We start from the raw sequence: 23,074 nt of genomic DNA, 5'->3' as shown, positions 1-23,074 counted from the left end.
AAAACACCCGCTAGCCCTCGTCAACTGGACGTATTACGCTTCCAAATACATAGCAACGACTTCACTGCAGCAGCTTGCGCCGCACGCCCATGGAGAAACCGGGCAACTCACGGTCCGTGGTGGCGCTCTGCTCGGCCAGGGTTTGCAAATGGCGCAGCAGATGTGCCTTGCTGCCCTTCTCCAGCTCGGTCTGCAGCACGGCCGCCGTCTTCAGCGACTCCAGCGCCTGGGCCAAGTCACCCGCCTTCTCGGCGATCAGTGCGTTCTCGCGCTCGATGCGCAGCGCAATGTGCTTGGCGTTGGCCTTCTGCGCGGCCTGCCGAGCCGACACGATGGACGCACCGGCCTCGGTCAATTGACCTAGTGCCAACTGGCATTGGGCGCGCAGCAGGAACAGCGTCGCCAAACCCCACACGTGCGCGCAGGCCTTCAGTGCGCGCTGCGCCGGCACCAGCAACTCCAGCGCACGCTCAGGCTGCCCTTGCAAGGCGGCTACTTCGGCGATGCGCACCAGGCATTCGCTGGCAATGTCTTCCATCTGCTGGGCCTGCGCCATGGTCTGGCCCTGGCGCAGGCTGACCAGCGCGTCGTCGTACTGGCCTACATGCATCTGGTTGACGCCCAGATTGACGGTGTTGACGGCCTTGAGCTCGCGCAAACGCAAGTCAAAGCGCGCCCACTGGGTCAGCGGCAGACGCTGCGTGGAGCTGTCCAGCTTGGCCAGGTTGGCGCCCAGGTCCGAGAACATCTTGACGGCCATGGCCGGTGCATCCAGCGCATCGCAAATCTGGCCTATGCCCAGCTTGCACCAGCTCCAGCTGATGCGGTCGCCGTCGCGCTTGGCGACATCCATGCCCTCAGTCCAATAGCCCATGGCAACGCCATACTCTGCCCGCGAGTAGTAGGCGCGGCCTATCAGGTACAGCATGTGGGACTGCTCGCCAAACTCACCACAGCGCTTGGCGCATTCCACAGCCTCCTGCAGCCAGGCGATGGAGGCGTCCGAATAGCCGTCTTGGTCAATGACCAGGCCAAAGGTCTGTGCAATCAGCACCAGGGCGGCGTCGTCGCCCATGTCGCGGGCCTGTTGCAACGCGGCCAGGCATTCGTTGTACAGCGCGGCACTGCGGCCTTTGCGGCCAGCCTGCTGAAGTTGGGCAACTACGGGTCTGAGGGTGCGATGGGTGGCGTCAAATAGCAGCATGGGGGTGCGGAGTTGGGCTCTTACTTTCTACGGGCAAAGTATCGCAGTTCGCGCAACAGGTCTTAGCTGCGCAGGGCCTTTCAGCGCCGGGCCTTTTCGGCCTGCACCCAGTCCATGACGCTGGCACGCAAGACGCTCATCGGCAACTGACCCCCAGTCAACACCAGGCGGTGGAAGCGCTTCACGTCGAAACGCGCGCCCAAGGCAGCCTCGGCTTCGCGCCGCAGGCGGCTGATCTCAAGCTGGCCGATCTTGTAGCCCAGGGCCTGGCCCGGGCGGGCGATGTAGCGCTCCACCTCGGACACCACATCACTCTCCGCCATCGAAGAATTCGCCAACATGTAGTCGATGGCCTGCTGGCGGCTCCAGCCCTTGGCATGCAGGCCGGTATCCACCACCAGGCGCATGGCGCGCAATTGCTCGTCGGACAACCGGCCGTACCACTGGTAGGGGTCAGTGAACAACCCCAACTCCTTGCCCAGACTCTCCGCATACAGCGCCCAGCCCTCCACAAAGGCCACGTAATGGGTGTTGAAGCGCCGGAACTTGGGCAAAGCCGTATCTTCCTGCGCGATGGCCACCTGGAAGTGGTGACCCGGCGAGGCCTCGTGCAAGGACAGGGTCTCCATACCAAAGATGGGCTGTGCATTCAGGTTGAAGGTGTTGACGTAGAAGACGCCAGGGCGCGAGCCGTCGGCCGAGGGCGCTTCGTACATCGCACCGGCCGCGCTCTGGGCGCGGAAGGCCTCGACCTCACGCACCTCGTAGTCGGCTTTGGGCGCTATGTCGAACAGCTTGGGCAGCAGACCATTGATGCGGGTCTGCAGGCTGCGGTAACCGGCCAGCAGGTCTTCGGGCTTTTGGTAGTAGTAGCGGGGCTCGTCCTGCAAGTGCTTGAAGAAAGCCTTCAGGTCGCCATCAAACCGCACCTCGCGGCGCACGCCCTCCATCTCCGCCAGGATGCGCCCCACCTCTTGCAAGCCCAGGGTGTGGATGGCATCGGGCGACAGCGTGGTCGTGGTGCTGGCCCGCACACGCTGCGCATACCAGGCCTTGCCATCGGGCAGGTCCGACCAGGCTGTGCTGGCGCGCGCCTGGGGCAGGTAGACATCGCGCATGAACACGTGCAGGCGCTGGTACGCGGGCATGACCTTGTCTGTCAGCAAGGCACGCATCTGGGCCGCAATCCGCGTGCGATCGGCGGCGGGCACCGCGTCGGGGAAGGCCTGGATAGCCCCCCAGAAAATGCTTTGCTCCGGGTCCGCAACGATCAGGGCCGCAAGCTGCGGCAACACCTTGTCCACCACGGCACGCGGTTGTGTCACGCCCTTGGATAGGCCCACCCGCATATTGGCGATCATGCCGTCCACCATGGGCACGGCCAGGCTCAGGCGTTGCATCCAATCGTCATAGTCCTGGGTGGTGCGAAACGGCTGCAACGACTTGCCCGAGCCCAGGCGCGCCATAAAACTGGGCAGGCCGCCCGTCTGGCTGATGGGCAACATCCATTCGGGAAAACGCTCGGCCGACAGGGCCTCTTCCACATCGCGCTTCAGGATGCCGTAGGACAGCCGGTCTTTGTCGCCCAAGGCTTTGGGATTGAAGCCCTTGAGCTGCTGGAGTTGGCGCTGCAGGTAGCGTTTGTGCTCAGCCCGCCATGCGGCCGTGGTCTCGTCGACCAGACGGGCGTTGTAGCGCGGATCACCCAAAGAGGTGGCCAGAATAGGATCGCGCTGCAGGGTTTCTTCCCACTGGGTGTCCAGCCATTGGTTGAAACGCTCGCTCTCCGACGGCTTGGCAAACGCGGCCGCCGAAAGGGCCGCCATCAACAGGGCACAGAACACACGACGCATGCAAGGGACTCCAGACGATTGGGGGGAATGGGCCGGGAATTCGACCGGGTTCCTGGAGTATCGCAGCCTCAGAGCTGATGAGGCGGACATTCGGGCCGCCAGCCGGAAACGCTTATAAAAATTCAGCCGCTAGCCCCCGTCGAATATAACGGCAACGCTACCAAATTAGGAGCGCATTACTGGATGAGACTGTAGCCAAGGCCGTCAAACCACCAGACGGCCTTCCGGCAGTTGGTAGTTGCGCTCGTCAAACAGGTCCACGCCGCAGTACAGGTTCTCCGCCCAGTCAAAGAACTCGGCAATCGCCGGGCCGGTGATGGGCGCTCCGTGCTGGGGCACCAGCATGCTGATGTCCAGCTTGCTGGCCATGTTGACCCACAGACGCAGCACCTTGTTGCACACCATGTAGCGCTTGTGAAAACCCACCATGCGGGGAATGCTGGCAGCCAGGCTGGTTACGGGTGTCTGCGCCTCCTGGCCGCTGGTCAGGGACACGCCCAAGTCTCCGGTGAACAGGATGCGGCTGACCGGATCGTAGAAATGGAAATTGCCCTCGGAATGCAGAAAGTGCGCGGGCAGCACCCACAGCTCATTCGCACCCAGCGGCAGGCGCCCGCCCTGGTCGGGCACGCCGATGATGCGGTTGTCGGTCTTGCCCACCTTGGTGAAGTGCGGAGCGAACCGCTCCCACACGCGTGAGATCACCAGCTTGGCAGGGGTGGACGTCATCCAGCGGTCCAGCGAAGCGATGATGTCCGGGTCGGCGTGCGAGGCGAACAGGTAGCTCAGGTTTTGCGGGCTGAAGTGGCGGCTAAGCCCCATGAACAATTCGTTGAACGCCAGGTTGCCACCCGGATCGATGATGGCGCCGGTGCCGTGATCGATGATCAAAAACTGATTGGACTGCACCGCTTGCGCATCGCCATCAATCAGATCGGTAAACATCAGGCAGGCATGGTGGGCGTCACGGTACAGTTCAATGGGCATGGGGATAGCGGGTGAACGGTGCAGTGCACCGCCAAAATAGAGAGAGCCCGACTATAGGATCGCTGCTTGAATAGCGACTTGACCTAGGTCAACACCCACGCTTTACGGGCACTTGGGACCCGCGTGCTAGCATCCCGCCGATGAAACGCAAAGCCTCGGCACTTCTCCGTTGGGCGGCGGCGCTGCCGTGCGCTGCCGTACTGTTCGCGTCCAGCGCCTGGGCCCAGGGTTCGTCGACCCTGAACAAGATCGAGCAAACGGGCGTCATCGTGCTGGGCTACCGCGTGGGTTCGGTGCCCTTTTCCTATCTGGATGAAAAGCTCAACCCCATTGGCTACTCCATGGACCTGTGCTACCGCGTGGTGGATGTGGTCAAGCAGCGGCTGAAGCTGCGCAACCTGCAGGTCAAGCTGATGCCGGTGACATCGGCCACACGCATTCCCCTGGTGGTCAACGGCACGTTGAACCTGGAATGCGGCGTCACCACCAACACACAAGAGCGGCAGAAGAGCCAGGCCTTTTCCGTCACCACCTTCGTCGCGGTCAGCCGCTTGCTGGCCAAGAAGTCGTCCGACATCCAGTCGCTGCGGGACCTGCAGGGTAAGCCGGTCGCGTCCACCGTGGGCACCACCAGCATCCGCTATCTGCAAGAGGTCAACCAGGCGCGCAAGCTGGACATGAAAATTCTGGCCGGCCTGGAAGATGCAGATTCCTTCCAGATGGTGGAGACCGACCGCGCGGTCGCCTACGCGATGGACGATGTGTTGTTGCGCAGTTTGATCGTCAACGCCAAAAATCCGGCCGACTACGCCATATCTGACGAGAGCCTGTCCATCGAGCCCTATGGCATTGCGATGAGCAAAGACGACACCGTGTTCAAGCAACTGGTGGACGACGTGCTAATCGGCCTGTTCCGCAGCGGCGAGATTTACACCATTTACGACAAATGGTTCCAGTCACCCATCCCGCCCAAGGGCATCAACCTGCAACTGCCGATGAGTGCGGCGCTCAAGCGCGCCATTGCGGCGCCCAGCGACTCCAGCGACCCCAAGCATTACGAGTAGTAATTTGCCCCCACGGTTGCCTACTGCGTGTGGCGCCCTGCCCCCCGAGGGGGCCGTGTTTCGCCTTGGGGCGGCCCGGCGGCAAAACCGCCCCGCGCTAGCGGTAGCTATCGATGGACAGCCCGTGCCGGTGCAGCTTGTCGTACAGCGTCTTCTTGGCAATGCCCAGGGCCTGCGCCACGGCCACAGGGCGGCCTTTGTGCTCGCGCAGGGCCTGCTCAATCAGCACTTTTTCAACCTCGTCCATCTGTTGCACCAGGGTCGATGCGCGGGCTTCTTCCGCAACCGCCGCAGCCCCCTCACCCGCCTGCGGCAGCTCCAGCACAAAACGGTCCGCCACATTGCGGACCTCGCGCACATTGCCGGGCCAGTCGTGGGCCAACAGGTCTTGCATGCGGGGACCGGTCAGCTGGGGCACCTCACATCCATAGCGCTGGGCAGCCTGCGCCACGAAATGCTCAAACAGCAGTGGTACATCTTCCTTGCGCTCCCGCAAAGGTGGCAACTGCAGCACCGCCACGTTCAATCGGTAGTACAGGTCGCTGCGAAACTTTTGCTCGCGGCTCAGTGCCAAGAGGTCGCTCTTGGTTGCCGCGATAACGCGCAGATCCACGCGCACTTCTTCGTTGGAGCCTAGGCGCTCCACCTTTCGCTCTTGCAAGACACGCAACAGCTTGACCTGGAACAGCAGCGGCATGCTTTCAATCTCATCGAGCAACAAGGTGCCGCCATTGGCGTGTTCGATCTTGCCGATGCGCCGTTTGCTGGCCGTGGTGAAGGCCCCCGCTTCGTGACCAAACAGCTCGCTCTCGAACAGCGTGTCGGGCAGCCCACCGCAATTGAGCGCAACAAAATGCCGGTCCCGGCGCTTGCTGAAATCATGCAGGCAGCGCGCCACCAGTTCCTTGCCGGTGCCGGTTTCACCGACGATCATCACATCGGCGGATGTGGCGGCCAGCTTCAGCACCTGCTCCCGCACCCGAACCATGGCCGCGGAGTTGCCGAGCAGCGCGACGTCAATCCCATTCTTTTGCTGCAGTTGGGCGCGCAAGTCTTCGACGGCCATGCTCAGCATGCGCTTTTCCATGGCCCGCTGCGCGGTCTCTACAAAGCGCTCGGGTGAGAACGGCTTTTCCAGAAAGTCATAGGCACCGGCGCGCATGGCCTGCACTGCCATCGCCACATCGCCATGGGCGGTGATCAAGATGACCGGTATCGCAGGGTTGATGCCGCCCACCTGCTCCAGCAATTGCAGGCCCGTCATGCCCGGCAGCTGAATGTCGCTGATAACAATGCCTTGCAGGCCTACCCACAGGTGCGGCAGTGCGGCCTCTGCGGAATCGCAGGCCACCACCTCGATGCCGGTCAACTCCAGTGTCTGGGCCAGGCTGCGCCGCACCGTAGCGTCGTCCTCCACAAACACAACCTTGAAACCCTCAAACATGGTTCTCTCCCTGCGCGAGCGCCAGATCGAAATCGAATACCAAGCCCTGGCTACCCCTGCTAGCGCGCAGCGTACCGCCAAATTCGCGCACGATGTTGAACGAAATCACCAGCCCCAAGCCCAGCCCTTCGCCGCTGGCCTTGGTGGTGAAAAAGGGCTCGAACAAGCGCGCCAGCAATTCATCGGACATGCCACCACCCGTGTCTTCGACGCGGACCCGCACACGGTCTCCGTCTGGCCGCGCATGCACGGTAAGCAAACGCACGGGCTTGCCCCGCATGGCGTCTATGGCATTGCCCGCCAGGTTGATCAGCACCTGCTCCAGCCGATTGGAGTCACAGCAAACCAGCAGCCCTGCGGGTATGTCCACGTCCACGCGCACATCTTCGGCACGGATGCGGTGCTCCAACAAGCGCTGCATATATTGGACGGTGCTCACCAGCGCAACCGGCTGGTACACGCCTTCGGATCTGCGCGCAAATGATTTCAACTGCGCCGTGATGCTGCCCATGCGCTCCGTGACCTCACCGATGGCCTTGAGGTTTTCGTCCACGTCGGTCATGCGCCCAGCGGCTAACAATAAAGCGGTGTTTTTGGCCAACGCCCGCAGCGCCGTCAGGGGCTGGTTGATTTCGTGCGAGATGCCGGCCGACATTTGCCCCAACACCGCCAGCTTACCGGCCTGGACCAGCTCATCCTGCGCCAATTGGCGCTCCTGCATTTCACTGACCAGCTCCTCATTGGCCAAGCGCAACTCATGGGTGCGTTCGTCTACTTTGTTTTCCAATTGGGCGTTCGCATCCTGCAGCGCGTTGCGCGCGGACGATATCTGGTGCAAGGCCTTGCGGCGTTGCCCAATGTACAGAATCAGCAGGCCCAGGAACGCGACAAAGGCGCCCGAGCCCCAGGCGGCGTAACGGGCATTGCGCCACACGCTGTGCGGGTCCGACAAGACCAGCACGTGCCAGCCCAGGAGTGGAATCGTGCGCTCTTGCGCCAGGTACAGACTTACCTGGCCGTCCGGCCCGGCGATGCGGACCAAGCGCGTGCCGCGCGTGCCCAGCTTCTCCACCACCATATGCAGCGGATGGACCGTTTGCCTTGGGTATTTTTCCGGGTGGCGCAGCTTGGTGGCCACGCCCAGCCCTTCAGCGTTGACGGACCGGTACTTCCACTGGCGCACCGACGACATGATGGCCACGCCATCTTCATCCAGCACCAGCAACTTTTCACTTTCGGAGCGCACGCCCAGATCAATCCAGGTGGATTCCAGCGGGTCCAGGCTGACCTTGACACCCACCACGCCCAGGATGCGCATCTCCTGCCGCACAGTTTCGGTGAAGTAATACTCGGACGCGCCATTGTCCGAGTTGGCAATAAAGAACTGGGAGCGCTCTCCCTGCAGGGCCTGCGCAAACAAGGGCGGCAAGGTCAATGCGTCCGCATCGTTGGCACTGGTGCGGTAGCCATCGCTGGACGCCAGCAGAGACCCCACCGGGCTCAGCGCAAAGGTCGTGATGGCGCTGGAGCGGACCTTGATGCTCGCAAGCTTGCGGCTGGCGCGTGCGCGTGCCACCAGATTGCCAGGCGTTTCAAATAAGGCTGCGATGTCGGGGTCCGTTTCGATCAGGCTGGGCAGGTAGGCATGTTTGCCCAACTCGCTTTCCAAGGTCGACGCGTAAAGGTCCAGTTGGCGATTGGCCACGTCGTCCAATTGCTCAAACCCTACGCGCTCACTCCAGGTATAGGCCATGACCACGCTGGCCACCACGGCCAGCACCAAGCTCGACCAAATGGCCGCCGCGCGCAACCTGCGCGGGAAAAATGGATGGCGTTTTTGTGAGGGAGGGCCGTACATGGTGTGGACAAATACACAACCGCCAAGCGCCCACTTTCGGTGAGGTTCACGGTTGCATTGCGCGCAGTATCACCCCAAATTGGCGCAGGGCTGCTGCCTTCCGTGCGCCCCTCAAAAATTATTTTGGGCACCGATTTGCCTTGCGTGTAGAAGCCCGCACACCACAAACCGGGCTTGTGTAAAACGCCGCACAAATTGACCGCGCACACACACTGCCAGGCCAATATTTGCTTACAAATCAAGGGCTTGCAAGTCTTGTGCTTGCTTCGTAACTGGCATGTTCCGTGCTCAATAGTCAGCTACTTTTCTACACACCGTCAGCAGGACATTGCATGGAATCAACGGACACCTCAACCCAGCGCACACCAGCAACCGTATTCAAACCCAGGTCAGCCACAAGCAAGGCCATAGGTGCGAAGCTATCGGATCGGCAGCACACAGCCCCCGCGTTACCCAGCTTGAGTTTGCAAGAGCTCGTCAACCTGCCTGCCTCGCCGTCGCAAAGCGACGGATCTGCGCTCACCGATCTGGACCGCTGCGTTGCCGACGTGACCTTTGAATCCTTTGAAGGCGTTGTCGTAACGGACGCCGAGTTGCGAACGCTGAAGGTCAACAACTCCTTCACCCGCATCACCGGCTACAGCAAACGCGAAGCCGTGGGCCACAAGTCTTCCATCCTCTGCGACATCCACGAACATCTGCTGCGCGAGCGCGGCTGGAACGACGAAGTGCTGGGGCGCAAGAAAAATGGAGAGGCCTACTCCGCAAAACTCCGGGTCAAAGCCATCGTTGATGCGCACGATCGCGTGACGCACTACATCGCCACCTTCAATGATCTCAGTGCGAAGAAAGCTTTGCAGAAGAAGATCATCAACCTCAGTTTTGCGGATTCCTTGACCGGGCTGAAGAACCGCTCCTCGCTGCTGATCAGCCTGCAGCGCGCGATAGACAAATGCCGCGAACAGCAGGCGTATGCAGCCGTACTGCTGCTGGACCTGGATGATTTCAAGAGCTACAACGTGCGCCTGGGCCACCTGGCCGGAGACATGATCCTGCAACAGTCCGCACGCCGCCTGAGCCACACCCTGGGCACCAACGTGGCGATAGCCCGGCTGTTTGCCGACAAGTTTGTGATGGTCCTGGAAGACCTGGGTTCCGATGTCGATGAAGCGGGGGCCAATGCCCACCGGCTTGCCAGCGGCGTTCGCGACAGCTTTGCCGACGCATTCGACATCAACGGCACGGAGGTCTGCCTTTCGGTCAGCATGGGGCATTGCCTGATCGGCACGCAAGACATCAGCACCGATGTGCTGATCGACCGTGCGGAGCTGGTGACCTACAACGCCAAACAGGCCGGTGGCGATTGCATCTACTCTTTCGAGTTTGGCGCCATGGAGCACGAGGTGCAAGACGCCTGACCCGGCTTCAGCTCACTGAGCAAGACCGCCACCACTACCAAGGCCCCGCCGAAAGCCGCGCGGGTGCTGAGCACTTCGCTCAGCCAGATCCATCCGAACAATGCTGCGAACACCGGCTCCATCGCATAGATGACCGATGCCTTGTCGGCAGGCACATGGCGCTGCGCGATGGCCTGCAACAGCAGCATGCCGGCGGTGGCGATGACACCCAGGTACAGCAGCGGCAGCCAGTGTGGCGTCAAGCGCACAACCAGCGTGTCCAGCGTGTGGTCTGCAACACCCGCACAACCAATCCAGACACTGGCAAATACCGCCATGAATGCAATTTGGGTGGCAGTCAGTTGGCGCGAGTCATGGCCGTTGGCGCGCTGCGACAGCACAATCACATACAGCGCGTAGGCCAAGGCACACAACACCGTCGCACTATCGCCCACCACGTGCGCGCCGCCCTCCCAAGACATGAAGCCAATCCCCACGCAGGCCAATAGCGCTGCACCCAAGGTGATGGCCGACAGTTTTGCGCCCCAGAACAGGCCCAGCAAGGGCACCATCAGCACCGCCAGACTGGTCAGGAAAGCGCTGCGGTTGGAAGAGATGTACTGCATGCCAAAGGCCTGCGACACGTAGGACACCAGGGCCAGCGCACCCAGTAGAGCACCATCCAGCCAGGTACGCCAAGGCACCTTGCGCATGAACGGGGCCATGCAGATGGCCGCCAGCGCAAAGCGGATGCCCGAGATTTCGACCCCACTCAGGGTGCTGGCCGCCGTCTTCAATAGCGGAAAGGTCGTACCCCAGACCAGCGTGACAAGCAGCAGAATGGCCAGATTGAAGTTCATGTGCGTGGCCCCGCACACGCAGCTGCTAGTTGGGGCAAACCGTCTCGCCCGTGGATTCGCGCTTGAAGCACAGTTCGTTTTTCTTGGCCGACGTGGAGCCGGCGTCTTGTGCGGCCTGGGCGTTCGCCTTCAGCTTCATTTCCTTGTCAAAGGCCGCTTTGTCTTCCTTGGCCTGCTTCTCACACGCCGCCCGCGCGTCCGGCGTGGGAATCTTCAGGCACGATTGCTCGGCACGCCACAGTGCGTTGCCCTGGGCCTGCACATTCCCCATCGCAGTGCCGAACACAACGACGACGAGGCTCACTAACAGCTTGTTCATATCTTCCCTTTGGTCTATGCGGTCTTGGCCGATATTTTGCCTGCACGCGGCACCCTACAGATGCATCGCGTGCAAATCAAAGACCCGTACTTCCTACCTACTAAACACAAGTCCCTCTGAGCTCGGTCTTGCGCTCAATGATGCGCGACACCAGCCCATACTCCACCGCCTCCTCGGCAGACAGCCAGCGGTCCCGTTCGATGTCGGCCAGGACGACCTCCAGCGACTTGCCAGTCTCGCGTGCGATGGTGCGGGCAATGCGCTCGCGGGCCTTCATGATCTCCCGGGCCTGGATGGCGATGTCGCTGGCTGGCCCGCCGGAGCCGCCGCTGGGCTGGTGGATCAGAAAACGCGTGTTGGGCAGGCAGTAGCGCCGCTCGCGCGGCACGGCCAGATACAGGTGTGTGGCCGCGCTGCCGACCCAGCCGGTGCCGATCATGTTCACCGGTGCAGCAATGAAGCGCAGCATGTCGTGGATGGCATCGCCGGACTCCAGGTGGCCGCCCGGCGAACTCACCAGCACGTCAATGGGGTCTGCACTATCGGCGTCCAGTGCGATGAGGCGGCGCGTTACGTCAGCAGCCATCACATCGGTCACGGTGCCGAAGATCAATAGCGTGCGTGCCTTGAAGGCCTTCTCCTCCAGATAAGAGGTCGTGCGCGGATCGGCGGTGTTGGCAGGCGGTGCGGAGGTGTTGTCTGGGGTGTCCATAGTGGCTTCCTTGTGGTTGAACTGCTATGACGAACGAGACGTGGTTTGTGTGACACCCCATCCATCGCCACGCTGTGGCACCATGCCGGTATGTACGACGCACACCCGCCCACCCTGCCCAACCCCGAACGCGACCACCGCCATCTCGTGCGCGCCGCCACCCGCCTGCTTGGCCCTTCGGACGCGGAGGATGCGGTGCAAGACGCCTATGTGCGTGCGCTGGAAGGCGAGCAGCGTGAACTCAACTCCACCCAGGCCTGGCTGCTGACCGTGGTGCGCAATCTGGCCATAGACCACCTGCGCCGCCGCAACTGGATGCAGCAGTGGCTGGCAGAGATGAGCGCCGCCGGCACAACGGAAGCCGCTCCCTCAGCCGAAGCAGACGCCGCGCTGACCCAACAGGCCATCCGCGCCCTGCGCCTGCTGGCAGCCCATCTGGCGCCGGAAGATGGAGCCGCCCTTCTCTTACACGCGGTGTTTGAAGTGGGCCATGCCGAGATCGCAGAGGCTGGTGGCCGATCCGAAGCCGCAAGCAGGCAGCAGTTGCGCCGGACCCTCTTAAGGCTGCGGCAGGCGCGTGGCACACCGGAGGGCTCCTCACAGCCCGATCCGACGGAGGACACCGTCTTTCGCCTGTACCTGCAGTCCCTGCAGTTGCGCGATCCCCAAACCCTGTGGGCCATGCTGCGCAATCCGCCCATTAGCGCGGTGGCATGCAGTATCCCCGCAGCAGCTACTGGGGCCGCATCCACATCGCATGCCACCACCCGCAGTGGCGTTGTGCAGGTGGGCGGGCAACTGGGCTTGGTGCTCACGCTGGATGGCATCCAGCTATGTGTGGTGCCACTGGGCGTGCGCCCCGCCTGCGACCTGGAAGCTGGTGCACTTCAGTAAAAAGTGTACTCAGCCCTCGTAGAACCTCACTAGACCGCTTCTGTTTTGATAGCAACCAGAACGTGGGAGCGTCAAATGGCAGCGTAAGCCCCAGTCCCACCCGGCCACGCCGTCAACACCTCATACCCTGTCGGCGTCACTGCCACCATATGCTCCCACTGGGCCGATAAAGACCGATCCTTGGTCACGACCGTCCAGCCGTCGGCCAGTTGTTTGGTGTCGCGTCCGCCGGCGTTAAGCATGGGTTCGATGGTGAAGACCATGCCCGCCTCCAGCTTCAGGCCCAGGCCACGCTGCCCATAGTGCAGCACCTGGGGTTCGTCGTGGTAGATCTGGCCAATGCCGTGGCCGCAGTATTCGCGGACCACGCTGAACCGCTCGCGGTGCGCAACCGACTGGATGGCGTGGCCCACATCGCCCAATGTCGCCCCGGGCTTGACCTGTTGGATGCCGGCGCGCAGGGCCTCATACGTCGTGTCCACCAGGCGGCGCGCCAGCAGGCTGGGCTCGCCCACAAAGAACATGCGGCTGGTGTCGCCAAACCAGCCGTCCTTGTTGACGGCCACATCGATGTTGACGATGTCACCTTTCTTCAAAATCTTGTTCGCCGAGGGGATGCCGTGGCACACCACCTGATTAACCGACGTGAGAATGGTCTTGGGGTAGCCCTGGTAACCCACATTGGCAGGGATCGCCCCCTGCACGTTGACGATGTGGTTGTGGCAGATGCGGTCCAGCGCCTCGGTGCTGACACCTGGCACCACATGGGGCTCGATCATGGCCAACACCTCCGCAGCCAGTTGGGCGGCCCGCCGCGAAAGTGCAAGCTCCTCGGCGGACCGGATGGGAACGCAGTGCCCCATCGTCGTCAGTGCCTACCAGTCACCGTAGAGGCTGGCGGCTTGCCCAGTTGGGCGCTGACGGCCGCTACGATGTCCAGCCCTCCGGCCAACTCGGCCCGTATCAGCAGTTGGCAGATTTCCCGGTGGTCGAGCTCCGGGTACATCTCAGTCAGCATGCCCACGCGCAACCAGTGCTCGGCCTGCGCATTGATGGACCGGCTCAGCGCACTCCCCGCCACGCGCAAGTTCTCGTGCATCTGATCGGAAATTTTGACAATGCCCATCCGTCAACTCCACATGAAATATATACGAATTATATATGTTTCATGTATTGATGACCATTTAGCTGTCACAGCATCCACTCGGGCACTATCAGCGACTGGAGATTCAGTTTGACGTTGCTCCAGAAATCCAGCCCCGGCTCGCTGCGCTGCACATCCTCTTCACCACGCGCATTGGTGCGAACCCACTGCAAGCCCCCGGACGGGTCCAACCGCAATTGCCAGCAGGCCATGCGCTGAATCAGCGTGACCAACTGGTGCGCGTCGCGCGCCATTTCCGGGCTTTGGATGATCAGGCCCGCCTCGGTGTTGAGCCGATCCGAACGCGGATCGAAATTGATGGAGCCCACGACCAGCGTCTGCTGATCCACGATGACACTCTTGGCGTGCCAGCGAAACCAGGCATGGTCTGGCACAAAATCCTTGGTGTAAAAGCGCCGGGTATCCTCGGGGCTCAATTCAAACAGGGCTATGCCCGCGGCGAGCATGTCGTCGCGGTAGCGCCGGTAACCGGTGTGGACCGTTGGCTCGTCGGTGGAGCGGTAGGAATTGGTCAGCAGACTCTGCTTGACGCCCTGGGCCGACAATGCACGCATGCGTTGCAGCGTCTCCTGCCCCGGCACGAGGTAGGGTGATGTCACCACCACCTCGGTCTTTGCCTTGCGGATTTCCTGCGAGACGGCGGCACGCACCTGGCTCATGTCGGACCCGCCATACAGCGTGACCAGACCGGCCTTGCCGGTAATCTTGGCCGGCGGATCGGCAATGTACCGGGCCACACCCCAGGCCAGATGGAGGCTGCCACTATTCAGGTCAACGGACAGCGGCGCCTTGCCCAACAGGTCCTTTGCCGGCAAAGGGATGGACGCCCCCGAGGGACGTGTCACCACGTCGAAGGCCTGCCTGTCTGCGTCAGCATTGTCTGATGGCGGCACGACGGCCTGCAAAGGATAGACCTGTGGGCTATTCCAATAGGTATCGAAAACATCGGCCATCTGGGCGACGACCGGGCCTAGCGCCACCATCTCAAAGTCGAGAAAGTTCGTATCCTCGTGGTAGCCGTGGTACGCGTCGCCGACGTTGCGCCCGCCCGTCAATGCAATCGCGCCATCGGCCACCAATAGCTTGTTGTGCATGCGCCGATTGACGCGGTTGAAGTCCAGCAGCGAAAGGGAGAACCGGCGCAGCGTACTGCCGCGCGTGGCGAAGGGATTGAAGAGCCGCACACTGACATGGGGGTAAGACGCCAGGGCCGACAGCAAGTCATCGACATCGGTGGTGTACATATCATCCACCAGCAACCGCACGCGCACCCCGCGCGCAGCGGCATCGCGCAAGCCGCGCAGGATCATTCTCCCGGTTGCGTCGTTATGGACGTGGTAGTACTGCAGGTCCAGCGACCGCTCAGCCCGCTGAATCAGCTCCATGCGCGCATGCAACGATGTAGGTCCCATGTGCAGCAGGCGAAACCCGGACTGCTCGGGGGCGCCGTGCGCAGTGGCGGTGGCGATGGCCACCTGGTCGAGCGCGCTGTCGCGGTCCATGGGGATGGCCAAGCTGGGCTCGCGCTGAACGTCCGTCGGAAGGGACGCGCAACTGGTGCATGCGACCAGGCCGACAACCGCAAAAAACTGAGAGATACCGCGTCGCACTACGCACAAGAAATTCAACCGCATGCGGCCAAGTATGGCATGTGCTGAAAAGCCCGAAACGCCTCCGGCATCCACAGCGAGCACGAGGCCTCGACAAGGAAGTGCTCGCAGACAGAGGCACCGCCCTCGTCGCGCGCGAACAACATATCGGAGTCCACATGTGGAAGTCCACACTTGCTTTGCCGCGCAGCACTACAAAAAATGGCTGCGACACGTCCAATTCCCATACCAATCCCAGGAGACACCATGCAACGATTCCCCAGAAGTATTAGGCCCCGAAGCTTGTCAGTGCTTGTGTGGCACTCCCTTCCGAGAGCGCGTAGCCTATGGATAGGCCTTGCCCTGGCAGCCCTGGTGCCCGCGCTCCAGGCGGAACCTGTAAAAGACATATACGAGCGATCCGCAGGCTACAAGGATGAGGCCCTCCAACTGCTTGAGCGCTTGGTCAACGTGGATTCCGGGTCAGGCAACACCGCCGGTCTGGACTCCGTGCGTGGCATCGCCATTGAAGAGCTGCAAAAGCTGGGCGGCAAGATTGAGACCTTCCCCGCCACACCGCACCCCGGCACCAACGTGACCGCAACTTTTGAGGGCAGCGGAACCCGCAAGATTCTGCTGATGGCGCATATGGACACGGTATTTCCGGACGGTACCGCCAAGGCCAAGCCTTTTTACATCAAAGACGGTCGCGCCTACGGTCCCGGTGTGATGGACAACAAGGGCGGGATCGTGGCCGGCCTGTATGCGATCAAGATTTTGAAGGCAATCAATTTCAAGGACTACGGGCGCATTACCTTTCTGCTGGATACCTGCGAAGAGGTTGGATCAGAGGGGTCGACGGCGCTGATTCGCCGGGTTGCCAAGGAGCACGACGCCGTGTTGAATCTGGAACCTGGTCGCCCGGCGGATGGACTGGTCGTTTGGCGCAAGGGCAGTGCCACGGCGCTGATCGAGGTCAAGGGGCGCGCGGCGCATGCGGGCGTGGCACCGCAAGACGGCCGCAATGCAGCGACTGAAGTAGCCCATCAGGTGCTGCAACTCGGCAAGCTGGGGGACGCAGAAAAGCTCACCACCGTCAACTTCACGGTGCTCAGCGCCAATGGTGCGACCAACGTGATTCCCGAAAATGCATCGGCCAAGGGCGATGTGCGAGCGGTGACCCGCGAAGAGTTTGACCGCGTGGAACGTGACCTGGCCCGCATTTCGCAGAACAAGCTCATTCCCGACACACAAGTGAAGACCACGCTGACACGCGGCTTGCCACCCATGCCGCGCACGCCGCAGTCCGAAGCATTGGTCAAGACGGCTGAAACCATCTACGCCGAAATTGGCAAGAAACTCACCATCGAAGGGTCCGGTGGTGCCGCGGACGCCAGTTTGGCTGCGGATGTCGGCGTGCCCACATTGGATGGCTTTGGCATCGTCGGAGGTGGTATCCATACGCCCGACGAATATGCAGAGGTTGGCAGCGTGACGCCGCGCCTGTACCTGCTCAGTCGCATGATCATGGAACTCAGCAAGAAGCCTTGAATGAAAATACCGTGTAGCCCCCGTGGAATCTGCGTAGCCAGCTACTGATTTAGTAGCATCTGGGTATCAGGTGGCCAAGGCTGGGCTGAGGGTGTTGCGCTGCAGTTGCCACAGCAATACCGCAGCGGTCACCGATGCCCCCAGCACCACATAGCCCGCCACATCAAAATGCTGCAGCTTGCCATCGGCTCCGATGGTGACAATGTGCCCGGCGATGACGGAGGCAATACCACCCGAGAGCTGCTGCAGGGAGCCACTGATCGCGTTGAACGATCCGCGCTGTGAGACAACCGGCACCGAGGCCATCAACGCCCGGAATGGAATCATGCGCGAGAAAATACCCACGAACAGGACGGCATTGACAACCACCACCACCGCCAGGGACACCGGGCCGAGGTGCGTGTAGACCAGCACCATGACGATGGTCACTGCCGTGCCGAACATGAATACGCGCAGTTGGCCGAAGGCGTCGGCCGCCTTGCCGATCAAGGGCCCGAAGGCAATGGTGCACAAACCGGTGATCAAATAGACCGTTGGCAGATGGTCCAGGCTGATGCCGAGGTTGCTGACGGTATACGCACTGCTGAAGGGCATCAGCATGAACCCGCCGGTTGCCACCAGCGTCGTCGTCGCAAAGGCCAGCAGGTAGCGCGGCTCCGCCAGGGTATGGAACAGGTGCATCCAGGGGCTGTGCTCTTGGGGCAGTTTCAGATGGTCGGCGACCGGTCGCATGAGCCAGGCAACGGCTAAACCACCGAGCAGGCCAAGCACCGCCATCGCCAGGAAGGGCATGTGCCAACTCCATTGGTTCGACAGGTACAAGCCGAGGGGGATGCCCAGCACCTGGCTGGCCGCAAACGCGGTCTGCACCACGCCCATCACGCGGCCACGCATCTGGGGCGGGAACAGGTCGGTCGCAATGGCCAGCACCACCGAGCCGATGACGCCGCCAAACAGGCCGGTGGCGATACGTGCCATCAGCAAGGTCTCAAAGCTTTGCGCGAGCCCGCACCATAGCGTGCCGAGGACGAAGCCGGCGTAGAAAAACAGCAGCAACTTCTTGCGGTCGTAAAGGTCGGCAAAGCCCGCAATGAGCAAACCCGCCGCGCCCGCGCTGAAAGCATAGGCAGACACCACCAGCCCGAACTGGCTGGGGCTGATGCCCAGCGTCGGCATGATCACCGCGCCCAGCGGCGCCATGAGCATGAAATCCAGAATGACGGCAAACTGCAGAAACGCCAGGATGACGACAACGGTTTTCTGGTAGCCCGAAAACTTCAAGGGCAAGGCCTTGGCATCGGCCGAAGTTGAAGTGGTTGTATTCATTGTTGGTCTCCAGTCGATCTGCCCCAGGGGCCGCGTCGCCGAAACTGCTCGCGCTCCTCGGGCGTCATGGATTGCCACTTGTTCCAGCGGTTGCGCCCGTGCCAACCGCCGTGCCCGCGAAAGCCCCCAAACAGGATGCGGCACAGCACCAACAAGCCCAGCGCGTGCAAGTAGTCGATCTGGCGGGCATCACCAAACAGTGCGGGGGCCACGGCATTCCACAACAGCATCACCGCCCCGCTCATCACAGCCACCGCCAGCAGGCCCCAAACAGGCCAGGCCACATACCGCCAAAAGCCAAGTTTTGATCTCATGGTTCTTCTCCTTCACATGTCATCATCAGGTTTCAAATTCGTCATACACATCCTGCAAACGTGCGCGCAGAGCCAGGACCGCGTAACGCTTGCGTGCCAGCAAGGTGTTGACGGCAACGCCACTTTCGGCCGCCATGTCCTTGAAGCTGCGGCCCTCGATCTCGTGCGCCACAAAGACATCCCGTTGGTTGTCCGGCAACGCGTCCAGAGCCAGTTGCAGGGCCTCCAGCAAAGCAGCTCTGGCGTACTGCGCCTCTGGCCCCGCGTCCAGCGATGGCAGAGCCAGGTCGAGCCGGTACGCTTCACCGTCTTCATCGTCGTCAGGATCACCGCCCATTGCGTCGTTCCAAGACTGCTCGCCCTTCTTGCGGAAGCGGTCAATGATGCGATGGCGCGCCACCTGAAACAGCCATGCGCCAACCTGTTCAATCGGTTCGGGAAGCCGATAGGCTTCCACGAACTCGTAGAACACGTCTTGCAGGATGTCTTCGGCATCCGTCGGGTTGCGCACACGATTCCGGATGAAATTCCCCAGCCGGGAGCGCTCGCGCAACACCACAGCAGCGATGTCGCGGTTGGGGTCAGTCATTCACAAGGTGCAACGAGAGCATCAGCAAGTCCATACCTCTGATGACGTTTCAGAGTGGGCAATATTGTGCGCCGTTTGGTTTTTTCTCAAATGTGCGTTTTTTTACAAGCCCCAAAGCAGGCCGATCCCTAGACTGCCTTCATCAGCAACAACTTGATGGAGCTATCACCATGAATCAGCCAACCCCCTTCCAAATCGCTGTTCCCGACGCGCAACTTGCCGACCTGAAGTCCCGCCTTTCGCACACACGCTGGCCCGACGAACCTGCAGACGCGGGGTGGATGATGGGCACCCATCTCCGCTACATGCGGGCACTAACCGAGTACTGGCTGAACACCTACGATTGGCGCCAAGCCGAAGCACGCCTGAATGCACAACCCAACTTCATGGTGCAGATAGGCGGTGAGGCCTTGCACTTTGTGCACAAGCCGTCCAAAAAGAAGAATGCGCCCGCACTCTTGCTCTTGCATGGCTGGCCAGACAGCTTCTACCGCTACCACCGCGTGATTGACGCTTTGGCCGAGGAGTTCCATGTGGTGGTCCCGTCGCTGCCGGGCTGCGGGTTCTCGTCCAAGGTGGCCATGTCTGCTGACAGGATGGGCGACGTGTTGGTGCAGCTCATGGGCGATGTGCTGGGCTACAACCGGTTCATGACGGCCGGTGGCGACCTCGGTTCATTGATTGCAATGTCGATGGCGCAACGCCATCCCGAGCGGCTCATCGGCTGCCACGTCACGGACGTGGGCTACCCTGACCACACCACCGATTTCGCCGCCCTGAGCACGCCAGAACAGGCCTATGCAGGTGCTATCCAGCAATGGTTCTTCGCCCACGGCGCTTTCAACCTGGTTCAGACCACCAAGCCGCAAAGCCTGGCATTCGCCATGCAGGATTCGCCGGTCGGACTCGCGGCCTGGATCGTGGGTTGCATGGCCAGCATGGGCCTGGGTGACCGCATGGATGCCACGCTGGGCCGGGACGAACTGCTGACCAACATCATGGTCTACTGGTTCACAGAAACCGCAGCCTCCTCATTCCGCATCTACCAGATGAACGCCATAGAGCCTCCGACCACCAAAGGGCATAGCAACAAAGTTCCCTTCGCGGTCGCAAGCGAAGTGCCCACCCCCGGCGGTGTGCGCCTGCCCTACGAATGGGCGCAACGGCAGACCGCAGGCAACGTGGTGCAGTTCCACGACATGGAGACCGCGGGCCATTTTGCCGCGTGGGAGGACCCGCAATTCTTCGTCCAAGACCTCAAGGCCTTTGCGGCCAAGGTCGCCAAGTAGTCAAGCGCGAGGCGTACTCAAATCTTGTGTATGCCGTCCAGGTCTGAAGGCGTTGAGCCCATGATCTTCTTGATGGACTTGACCATGTGCGGCTGGTCGGTGTAGCCCAAGTCCATGGCTACCGCGACGGCCTCCTCGCCCGCCTTCAGCCGCCGCACCGCCTCTTGTGCGCGCCGGATCAACTGAAAGTCTTTTTGCGTAATGCCGGTGATCTTCTTGAAATGCTGCTGAACGGCGCGCGGCGACGCAGGTTTGGGGCGTGCGGTGAAGGCCCGGGCGACGATGTCATTGGTGGACAGCAGGTCCGCAGCAACCATGGCCGTAACCAGCGCTTCCGCGTTGTCGAAGGTTGGTAGAGGCAGCCTCACCCCATTCAGAATGAAATGCTCCCCCTCGACATCCAACATGCGCACCACCGCACCCGTCCGTGCCGCGTGGCCTTGCGCCAGGTACACATGTGCGCACAGGGAGATGACCACCGAATGCTCATGTGCCTGATACGGCACTTCGACCGGCTCCGTCGACTGACCCGTCAAAAACACCAGGGGGGCCCTGCCCGGTGCATCACTGCGTATCAGGTCCCACGACCCGTCCGGCGTTGCCTTGTAGATACCGTCGGTCAGGCACACCGTCTGCCACACGGCGTCAATCCAGGGGTGGTCGGAGTTTCGCCGTGTGTGCTTCTGGGTCATGGTTGCGATGCGCTGTCCAAAAAGATACGAGGAATGCAATGGTAGCCATACACGAAAAAGCCGCATAGCCCTCGTGGGATCTATGCGGCTAGCTACTGAAGTTGTAGCGCGTGCGAGAGCGCTATTGCATCACTTCTTCTGCGGCGGCACATCCGTGCAACTGCCATGCGCAATCTCTGCCGCCATGCCGATGCTCTCGCCCAGCGTGGGGTGCGGGTGAATCGTCTTGCCGATATCCACGGCGTCCGCACCCATCTCAATCGCCAGCGCGATCTCGCCAATCATGTCGCCCGCATGCGTGCCGACCATGCCGCCGCCCAGGATCTTGCCGTGGCCATGGGCCTCGGGGGAATCGTCGAACAGCAGTTTGGTGACACCTTCGTCGCGGCCGTTGGCAATGGCGCGGCCGGATGCGGTCCAGGGGAACAGGCCCTTCTTGACCTTGATGCCCTGGGCCTTGGCCTGGTCTTCGGTGAGGCCGACCCAGGCCACTTCGGGGTCGGTGTAGGCCACGGAAGGGATCACGCGGGCGTTGAAGGCAGCAGATGCCAGTTCCTTGTTGCCTTGGAGTTCACCGGCAATCACTTCGGCCGCCACATGGGCCTCATGCACAGCCTTGTGCGCCAGCATGGGCTGGCCCACGATGTCGCCAATGGCAAAGATGTGGGGCACATTGGTGCGCATCTGGATGTCGACGTTGATGAAACCGCGGTCGGTCACCGCCACACCGGCTTTCTCAGCGGCGATCTTCTTGCCATTGGGCGTGCGACCCACGGCCTGCAGCACCAGGTCATACACCTGCGGCTCGGGGGCGGTGCCGCCCTCTTCCGCTGGCGCGAAGCTGACCTTGATGCCTTCGGGCGTGGCTTCGGCGCCCACGGTCTTGGTCTTCAACATGATGTTGTCAAAGCGCTTGGCATTCATCTTCTGCCAGATCTTGACCAGGTCGCGGTCGGCACCTTGCATCAGGCCGTCCAGCATTTCCACCACGTCCAGGCGTGCGCCCAATGTGCTGTAAACGGTGCCCATTTCCAGGCCGATGATGCCGCCACCCAGGATCAGCATGCGCTTGGGCACGCTACTCAATGCAAGCGCGCCGGTGCTGTCCACCACGCGCGGGTCGTTGGGCATGAAGGGCAAGCGCACGGCTTGACTACCTGCGGCGATGATGGCGCGCTTGAAGGCGATGACCTTCTTGCTGCCCGTCTTCTCCTGCGCAGTTCCGCTGGTCTCTTCCACTTCCAGGTGGTTGGCGCCGACGAAATTGCCATAGCCGCGCACGGTGGTGACCTTGCGCATCTTGGCCATGGCAGCCAGGCCGCCGGTCAGCTTGCCAATAACCTTTTCCTTGTGGCCACGCAGCTTTTCGATGTTGACCACGGGCTTGCCGAATTCCACACCCAGGTCGGCCATGTGGCTCACTTCGTCCATGACGGCGGCCACGTGCAACAGCGCCTTGCTGGGGATGCAGCCCACGTTCAGGCACACGCCGCCCAGGGTGGCATAGCGCTCGACAACAATGACTTTGAGCCCCAGGTCTGCCGCGCGGAAGGCTGCGCTGTAGCCGCCTGGGCCACCACCCAACACCACCACGTCGCATTCCAGGTCGGCTGTGCCACCAAAGCTGGCGGCTGCGGGAGCGGGCGCAGCAGGCGCTACGGAAACAGGAGCGGCTGGTGCAGCAGCGACGGGGGCTGGAGCCGGTTTTGATTCAGGCGCTACCGCGCCAGAGGCCTCCAGCAGCACGACCACAGAGCCTTGCTTGACCTTGTCACCCAGCTTGACTTTGAGCTCTTTGACGACACCACCCGCGCTGGACGGAATCTCCATGGAGGCCTTGTCGCTCTCGACGGTGATCAGGCTTTGCTCAGGTTTGATGGTGTCGCCAACCTTGACCAGCAGCTCGATGACGGCCACTTCGTCGAAGTCGCCAATGTCGGGAACCTTGATTTCTACGATTGCCATGG

General features: G+C 61.7%; 21 protein-coding genes. 5 read left to right on the top strand and 16 right to left on the bottom strand.

From position 1 onward, the window contains the following. Positions 1–61: 61 nt before the first annotated feature. The 3 genes from AC07OO_RS25125 to AC07OO_RS25115 all read right to left on the bottom strand — a co-directional run bounded on the left by AC07OO_RS25125 (position 62) and on the right by AC07OO_RS25115 (position 4,044). Positions 62–1,204: a hypothetical protein gene (locus AC07OO_RS25125; RefSeq protein WP_495084910.1), complete on the bottom strand. Its 1,143-nt coding sequence runs from the start codon at positions 1,202–1,204 to the stop codon at positions 62–64. 80 nt (positions 1,205–1,284) lie between these two features. Next, entirely contained in the window at positions 1,285–3,057 is a 1,773-nt protein-coding gene (locus AC07OO_RS25120; RefSeq protein ID WP_495084909.1) for a DUF885 domain-containing protein, read from the bottom strand. A gap of 204 nt (positions 3,058–3,261) precedes the next feature. Further along, on the bottom strand, positions 3,262–4,044 hold the full coding sequence (locus tag AC07OO_RS25115) for an oxygen-binding di-iron domain-containing protein (protein WP_495084908.1): 783 nt from the start codon (positions 4,042–4,044) through the stop codon (positions 3,262–3,264). 140 nt (positions 4,045–4,184) lie between these two features. Between AC07OO_RS25115 and AC07OO_RS25110 the strand changes: the two genes are divergently transcribed. Then, positions 4,185–5,108, top strand: coding sequence for an amino acid ABC transporter substrate-binding protein (locus AC07OO_RS25110; RefSeq protein WP_495084907.1), 924 nt, complete (start codon positions 4,185–4,187; stop codon positions 5,106–5,108). Positions 5,109–5,205: 97 nt separating this feature from the next. On the opposite strand, the gene AC07OO_RS25105 is transcribed toward AC07OO_RS25110, so the two are convergent. Together AC07OO_RS25105 and AC07OO_RS25100 are read right to left on the bottom strand one after the other, a co-directional pair. After that, the gene (locus tag AC07OO_RS25105) at positions 5,206–6,552 is read right to left on the bottom strand and encodes a sigma-54-dependent transcriptional regulator (RefSeq protein WP_495084906.1); all 1,347 of its coding nucleotides are present in this window, start codon (positions 6,550–6,552) and stop codon (positions 5,206–5,208) included. Beyond that, positions 6,545–8,410 (bottom strand): sensor histidine kinase, encoded by a 1,866-nt coding sequence (locus tag AC07OO_RS25100; protein WP_495084905.1) that lies wholly within the window; start codon positions 8,408–8,410, stop codon positions 6,545–6,547. Before AC07OO_RS25100 ends, AC07OO_RS25105 begins: the two co-directional genes overlap by 8 nt. A gap of 458 nt (positions 8,411–8,868) precedes the next feature. Between AC07OO_RS25100 and AC07OO_RS25095 the strand changes: the two genes are divergently transcribed. Continuing rightward, positions 8,869–9,828, top strand: coding sequence for a sensor domain-containing diguanylate cyclase (locus AC07OO_RS25095; protein WP_495084904.1), 960 nt, complete (start codon positions 8,869–8,871; stop codon positions 9,826–9,828). Here AC07OO_RS25095 and AC07OO_RS25090 read toward each other — a convergent pair. The 3 genes from AC07OO_RS25090 to AC07OO_RS25080 form a co-directional block, all read right to left on the bottom strand. Next, a complete protein-coding gene (locus AC07OO_RS25090) occupies positions 9,780–10,667 on the bottom strand; it encodes a DMT family transporter (RefSeq protein ID WP_495084903.1) in 888 nt (295 codons plus the stop codon). The genes AC07OO_RS25095 and AC07OO_RS25090 overlap by 49 nt on opposite strands. 25 nt (positions 10,668–10,692) lie before the next feature. Further along, positions 10,693–10,986, bottom strand: coding sequence for a hypothetical protein (locus AC07OO_RS25085; RefSeq protein WP_495084902.1), 294 nt, complete (start codon positions 10,984–10,986; stop codon positions 10,693–10,695). Between the two features lie 100 nt (positions 10,987–11,086). Next, positions 11,087–11,698, bottom strand: a complete 612-nt coding sequence (locus AC07OO_RS25080; protein WP_495084901.1) for an ATP-dependent Clp protease proteolytic subunit — start codon at positions 11,696–11,698, stop codon at positions 11,087–11,089. Between the two features lie 45 nt (positions 11,699–11,743). Here AC07OO_RS25080 and AC07OO_RS25075 point away from each other — a divergent pair, with 45 nt between their 5' ends. After that, positions 11,744–12,592, top strand: coding sequence for a sigma-70 family RNA polymerase sigma factor (locus AC07OO_RS25075; protein WP_495084900.1), 849 nt, complete (start codon positions 11,744–11,746; stop codon positions 12,590–12,592). 71 nt (positions 12,593–12,663) lie between these two features. Here the strand turns inward: AC07OO_RS25075 and map are convergent, their stop codons facing one another. From map to AC07OO_RS25060, 3 genes are all read right to left on the bottom strand, one after another. Beyond that, positions 12,664–13,455: a type I methionyl aminopeptidase gene (gene map / locus AC07OO_RS25070; protein WP_495084899.1), complete on the bottom strand. Its 792-nt coding sequence runs from the start codon at positions 13,453–13,455 to the stop codon at positions 12,664–12,666. 5 nt (positions 13,456–13,460) lie between these two features. Next, positions 13,461–13,718, bottom strand: coding sequence for a ParD-like family protein (locus AC07OO_RS25065; RefSeq protein WP_495084898.1), 258 nt, complete (start codon positions 13,716–13,718; stop codon positions 13,461–13,463). A gap of 65 nt (positions 13,719–13,783) precedes the next feature. After that, entirely contained in the window at positions 13,784–15,391 is a 1,608-nt protein-coding gene (locus AC07OO_RS25060; RefSeq protein WP_495084897.1) for a phospholipase D-like domain-containing protein, read from the bottom strand. Between the two features lie 327 nt (positions 15,392–15,718). Here AC07OO_RS25060 and AC07OO_RS25055 point away from each other — a divergent pair, with 327 nt between their 5' ends. Continuing rightward, a complete protein-coding gene (locus AC07OO_RS25055) occupies positions 15,719–16,897 on the top strand; it encodes a M20/M25/M40 family metallo-hydrolase (protein ID WP_495084924.1) in 1,179 nt (392 codons plus the stop codon). Positions 16,898–16,963: 66 nt separating this feature from the next. Here AC07OO_RS25055 and AC07OO_RS25050 read toward each other — a convergent pair whose 3' ends face one another. The 3 genes from AC07OO_RS25050 to AC07OO_RS25040 all read right to left on the bottom strand — a co-directional run bounded on the left by AC07OO_RS25050 (position 16,964) and on the right by AC07OO_RS25040 (position 19,126). Continuing rightward, entirely contained in the window at positions 16,964–18,223 is a 1,260-nt protein-coding gene (locus AC07OO_RS25050) for an MFS transporter (protein ID WP_495084896.1), read from the bottom strand. Beyond that, on the bottom strand, positions 18,220–18,468 hold the full coding sequence (locus AC07OO_RS25045) for a hypothetical protein (RefSeq protein WP_495084923.1): 249 nt from the start codon (positions 18,466–18,468) through the stop codon (positions 18,220–18,222). Before AC07OO_RS25045 ends, AC07OO_RS25050 begins: the two co-directional genes overlap by 4 nt. A 94-nt stretch (positions 18,469–18,562) precedes the next feature. Beyond that, positions 18,563–19,126 (bottom strand): RNA polymerase sigma factor, encoded by a 564-nt coding sequence (locus tag AC07OO_RS25040; RefSeq protein ID WP_495084895.1) that lies wholly within the window; start codon positions 19,124–19,126, stop codon positions 18,563–18,565. Between the two features lie 170 nt (positions 19,127–19,296). Here AC07OO_RS25040 and AC07OO_RS25035 point away from each other — a divergent pair, with 170 nt between their 5' ends. Then, on the top strand, positions 19,297–20,415 hold the full coding sequence (locus AC07OO_RS25035) for an epoxide hydrolase family protein (RefSeq protein WP_495084894.1): 1,119 nt from the start codon (positions 19,297–19,299) through the stop codon (positions 20,413–20,415). Positions 20,416–20,432: 17 nt separating this feature from the next. Here AC07OO_RS25035 and AC07OO_RS25030 read toward each other — a convergent pair whose 3' ends face one another. Both AC07OO_RS25030 and lpdA read right to left on the bottom strand, forming a co-directional pair. Beyond that, on the bottom strand, positions 20,433–21,107 hold the full coding sequence (locus AC07OO_RS25030) for a helix-turn-helix domain-containing protein (protein WP_495084893.1): 675 nt from the start codon (positions 21,105–21,107) through the stop codon (positions 20,433–20,435). A 129-nt stretch (positions 21,108–21,236) separates the two neighbouring features. Continuing rightward, complete coding sequence (lpdA, locus tag AC07OO_RS25025) at positions 21,237–23,072, bottom strand: dihydrolipoyl dehydrogenase (RefSeq protein ID WP_495084892.1); 1,836 nt, start codon at positions 23,070–23,072, stop codon at positions 21,237–21,239. Positions 23,073–23,074: the final 2 nt, after the last annotated feature.

Source organism: Rhodoferax sp. GW821-FHT07G04 (genome assembly GCF_059418585.1).
The sequence above is the reverse complement of the archived record's forward strand: the minus strand, read 5'-3'. Positions and strand labels throughout refer to the sequence as shown.

Bases quoted from the DNA above. Each gene is read 5' to 3' on its own strand.
- AC07OO_RS25080 (WP_495084901.1), bottom strand. From the start codon at position 11,698: ATGGACACCCCAGACAACACCTCCGCACCGCCTGCCAACACCGCCGAT.
- AC07OO_RS25030 (WP_495084893.1), bottom strand. From the start codon at position 21,107: ATGACCCAGAAGCACACACGGCGAAACTCCGACCACCCCTGGATTGAC.
- AC07OO_RS25045 (WP_495084923.1), bottom strand. From the start codon at position 18,468: ATGAGCGGGGCGGTGATGCTGTTGTGGAATGCCGTGGCCCCCGCACTG.
- AC07OO_RS25100 (WP_495084905.1), bottom strand. From the start codon at position 8,410: ATGTACGGCCCTCCCTCACAAAAACGCCATCCATTTTTCCCGCGCAGG.
- AC07OO_RS25125 (WP_495084910.1), bottom strand. From the start codon at position 1,204: ATGCTGCTATTTGACGCCACCCATCGCACCCTCAGACCCGTAGTTGCC.
- AC07OO_RS25110 (WP_495084907.1), top strand. From the start codon at position 4,185: ATGAAACGCAAAGCCTCGGCACTTCTCCGTTGGGCGGCGGCGCTGCCG.
- AC07OO_RS25040 (WP_495084895.1), bottom strand. From the start codon at position 19,126: ATGACTGACCCCAACCGCGACATCGCTGCTGTGGTGTTGCGCGAGCGC.
- AC07OO_RS25120 (WP_495084909.1), bottom strand. From the start codon at position 3,057: ATGCGTCGTGTGTTCTGTGCCCTGTTGATGGCGGCCCTTTCGGCGGCC.
- AC07OO_RS25090 (WP_495084903.1), bottom strand. From the start codon at position 10,667: ATGAACTTCAATCTGGCCATTCTGCTGCTTGTCACGCTGGTCTGGGGT.
- lpdA (WP_495084892.1), bottom strand. From the start codon at position 23,072: ATGGCAATCGTAGAAATCAAGGTTCCCGACATTGGCGACTTCGACGAA.
- AC07OO_RS25035 (WP_495084894.1), top strand. From the start codon at position 19,297: ATGAATCAGCCAACCCCCTTCCAAATCGCTGTTCCCGACGCGCAACTT.
- AC07OO_RS25105 (WP_495084906.1), bottom strand. From the start codon at position 6,552: ATGTTTGAGGGTTTCAAGGTTGTGTTTGTGGAGGACGACGCTACGGTG.
- map (WP_495084899.1), bottom strand. From the start codon at position 13,455: ATGGGGCACTGCGTTCCCATCCGGTCCGCCGAGGAGCTTGCACTTTCG.
- AC07OO_RS25085 (WP_495084902.1), bottom strand. From the start codon at position 10,986: ATGAACAAGCTGTTAGTGAGCCTCGTCGTCGTTGTGTTCGGCACTGCG.
- AC07OO_RS25060 (WP_495084897.1), bottom strand. From the start codon at position 15,391: ATGCGGTTGAATTTCTTGTGCGTAGTGCGACGCGGTATCTCTCAGTTT.
- AC07OO_RS25050 (WP_495084896.1), bottom strand. From the start codon at position 18,223: ATGAATACAACCACTTCAACTTCGGCCGATGCCAAGGCCTTGCCCTTG.
- AC07OO_RS25065 (WP_495084898.1), bottom strand. From the start codon at position 13,718: ATGGGCATTGTCAAAATTTCCGATCAGATGCACGAGAACTTGCGCGTG.
- AC07OO_RS25115 (WP_495084908.1), bottom strand. From the start codon at position 4,044: ATGCCCATTGAACTGTACCGTGACGCCCACCATGCCTGCCTGATGTTT.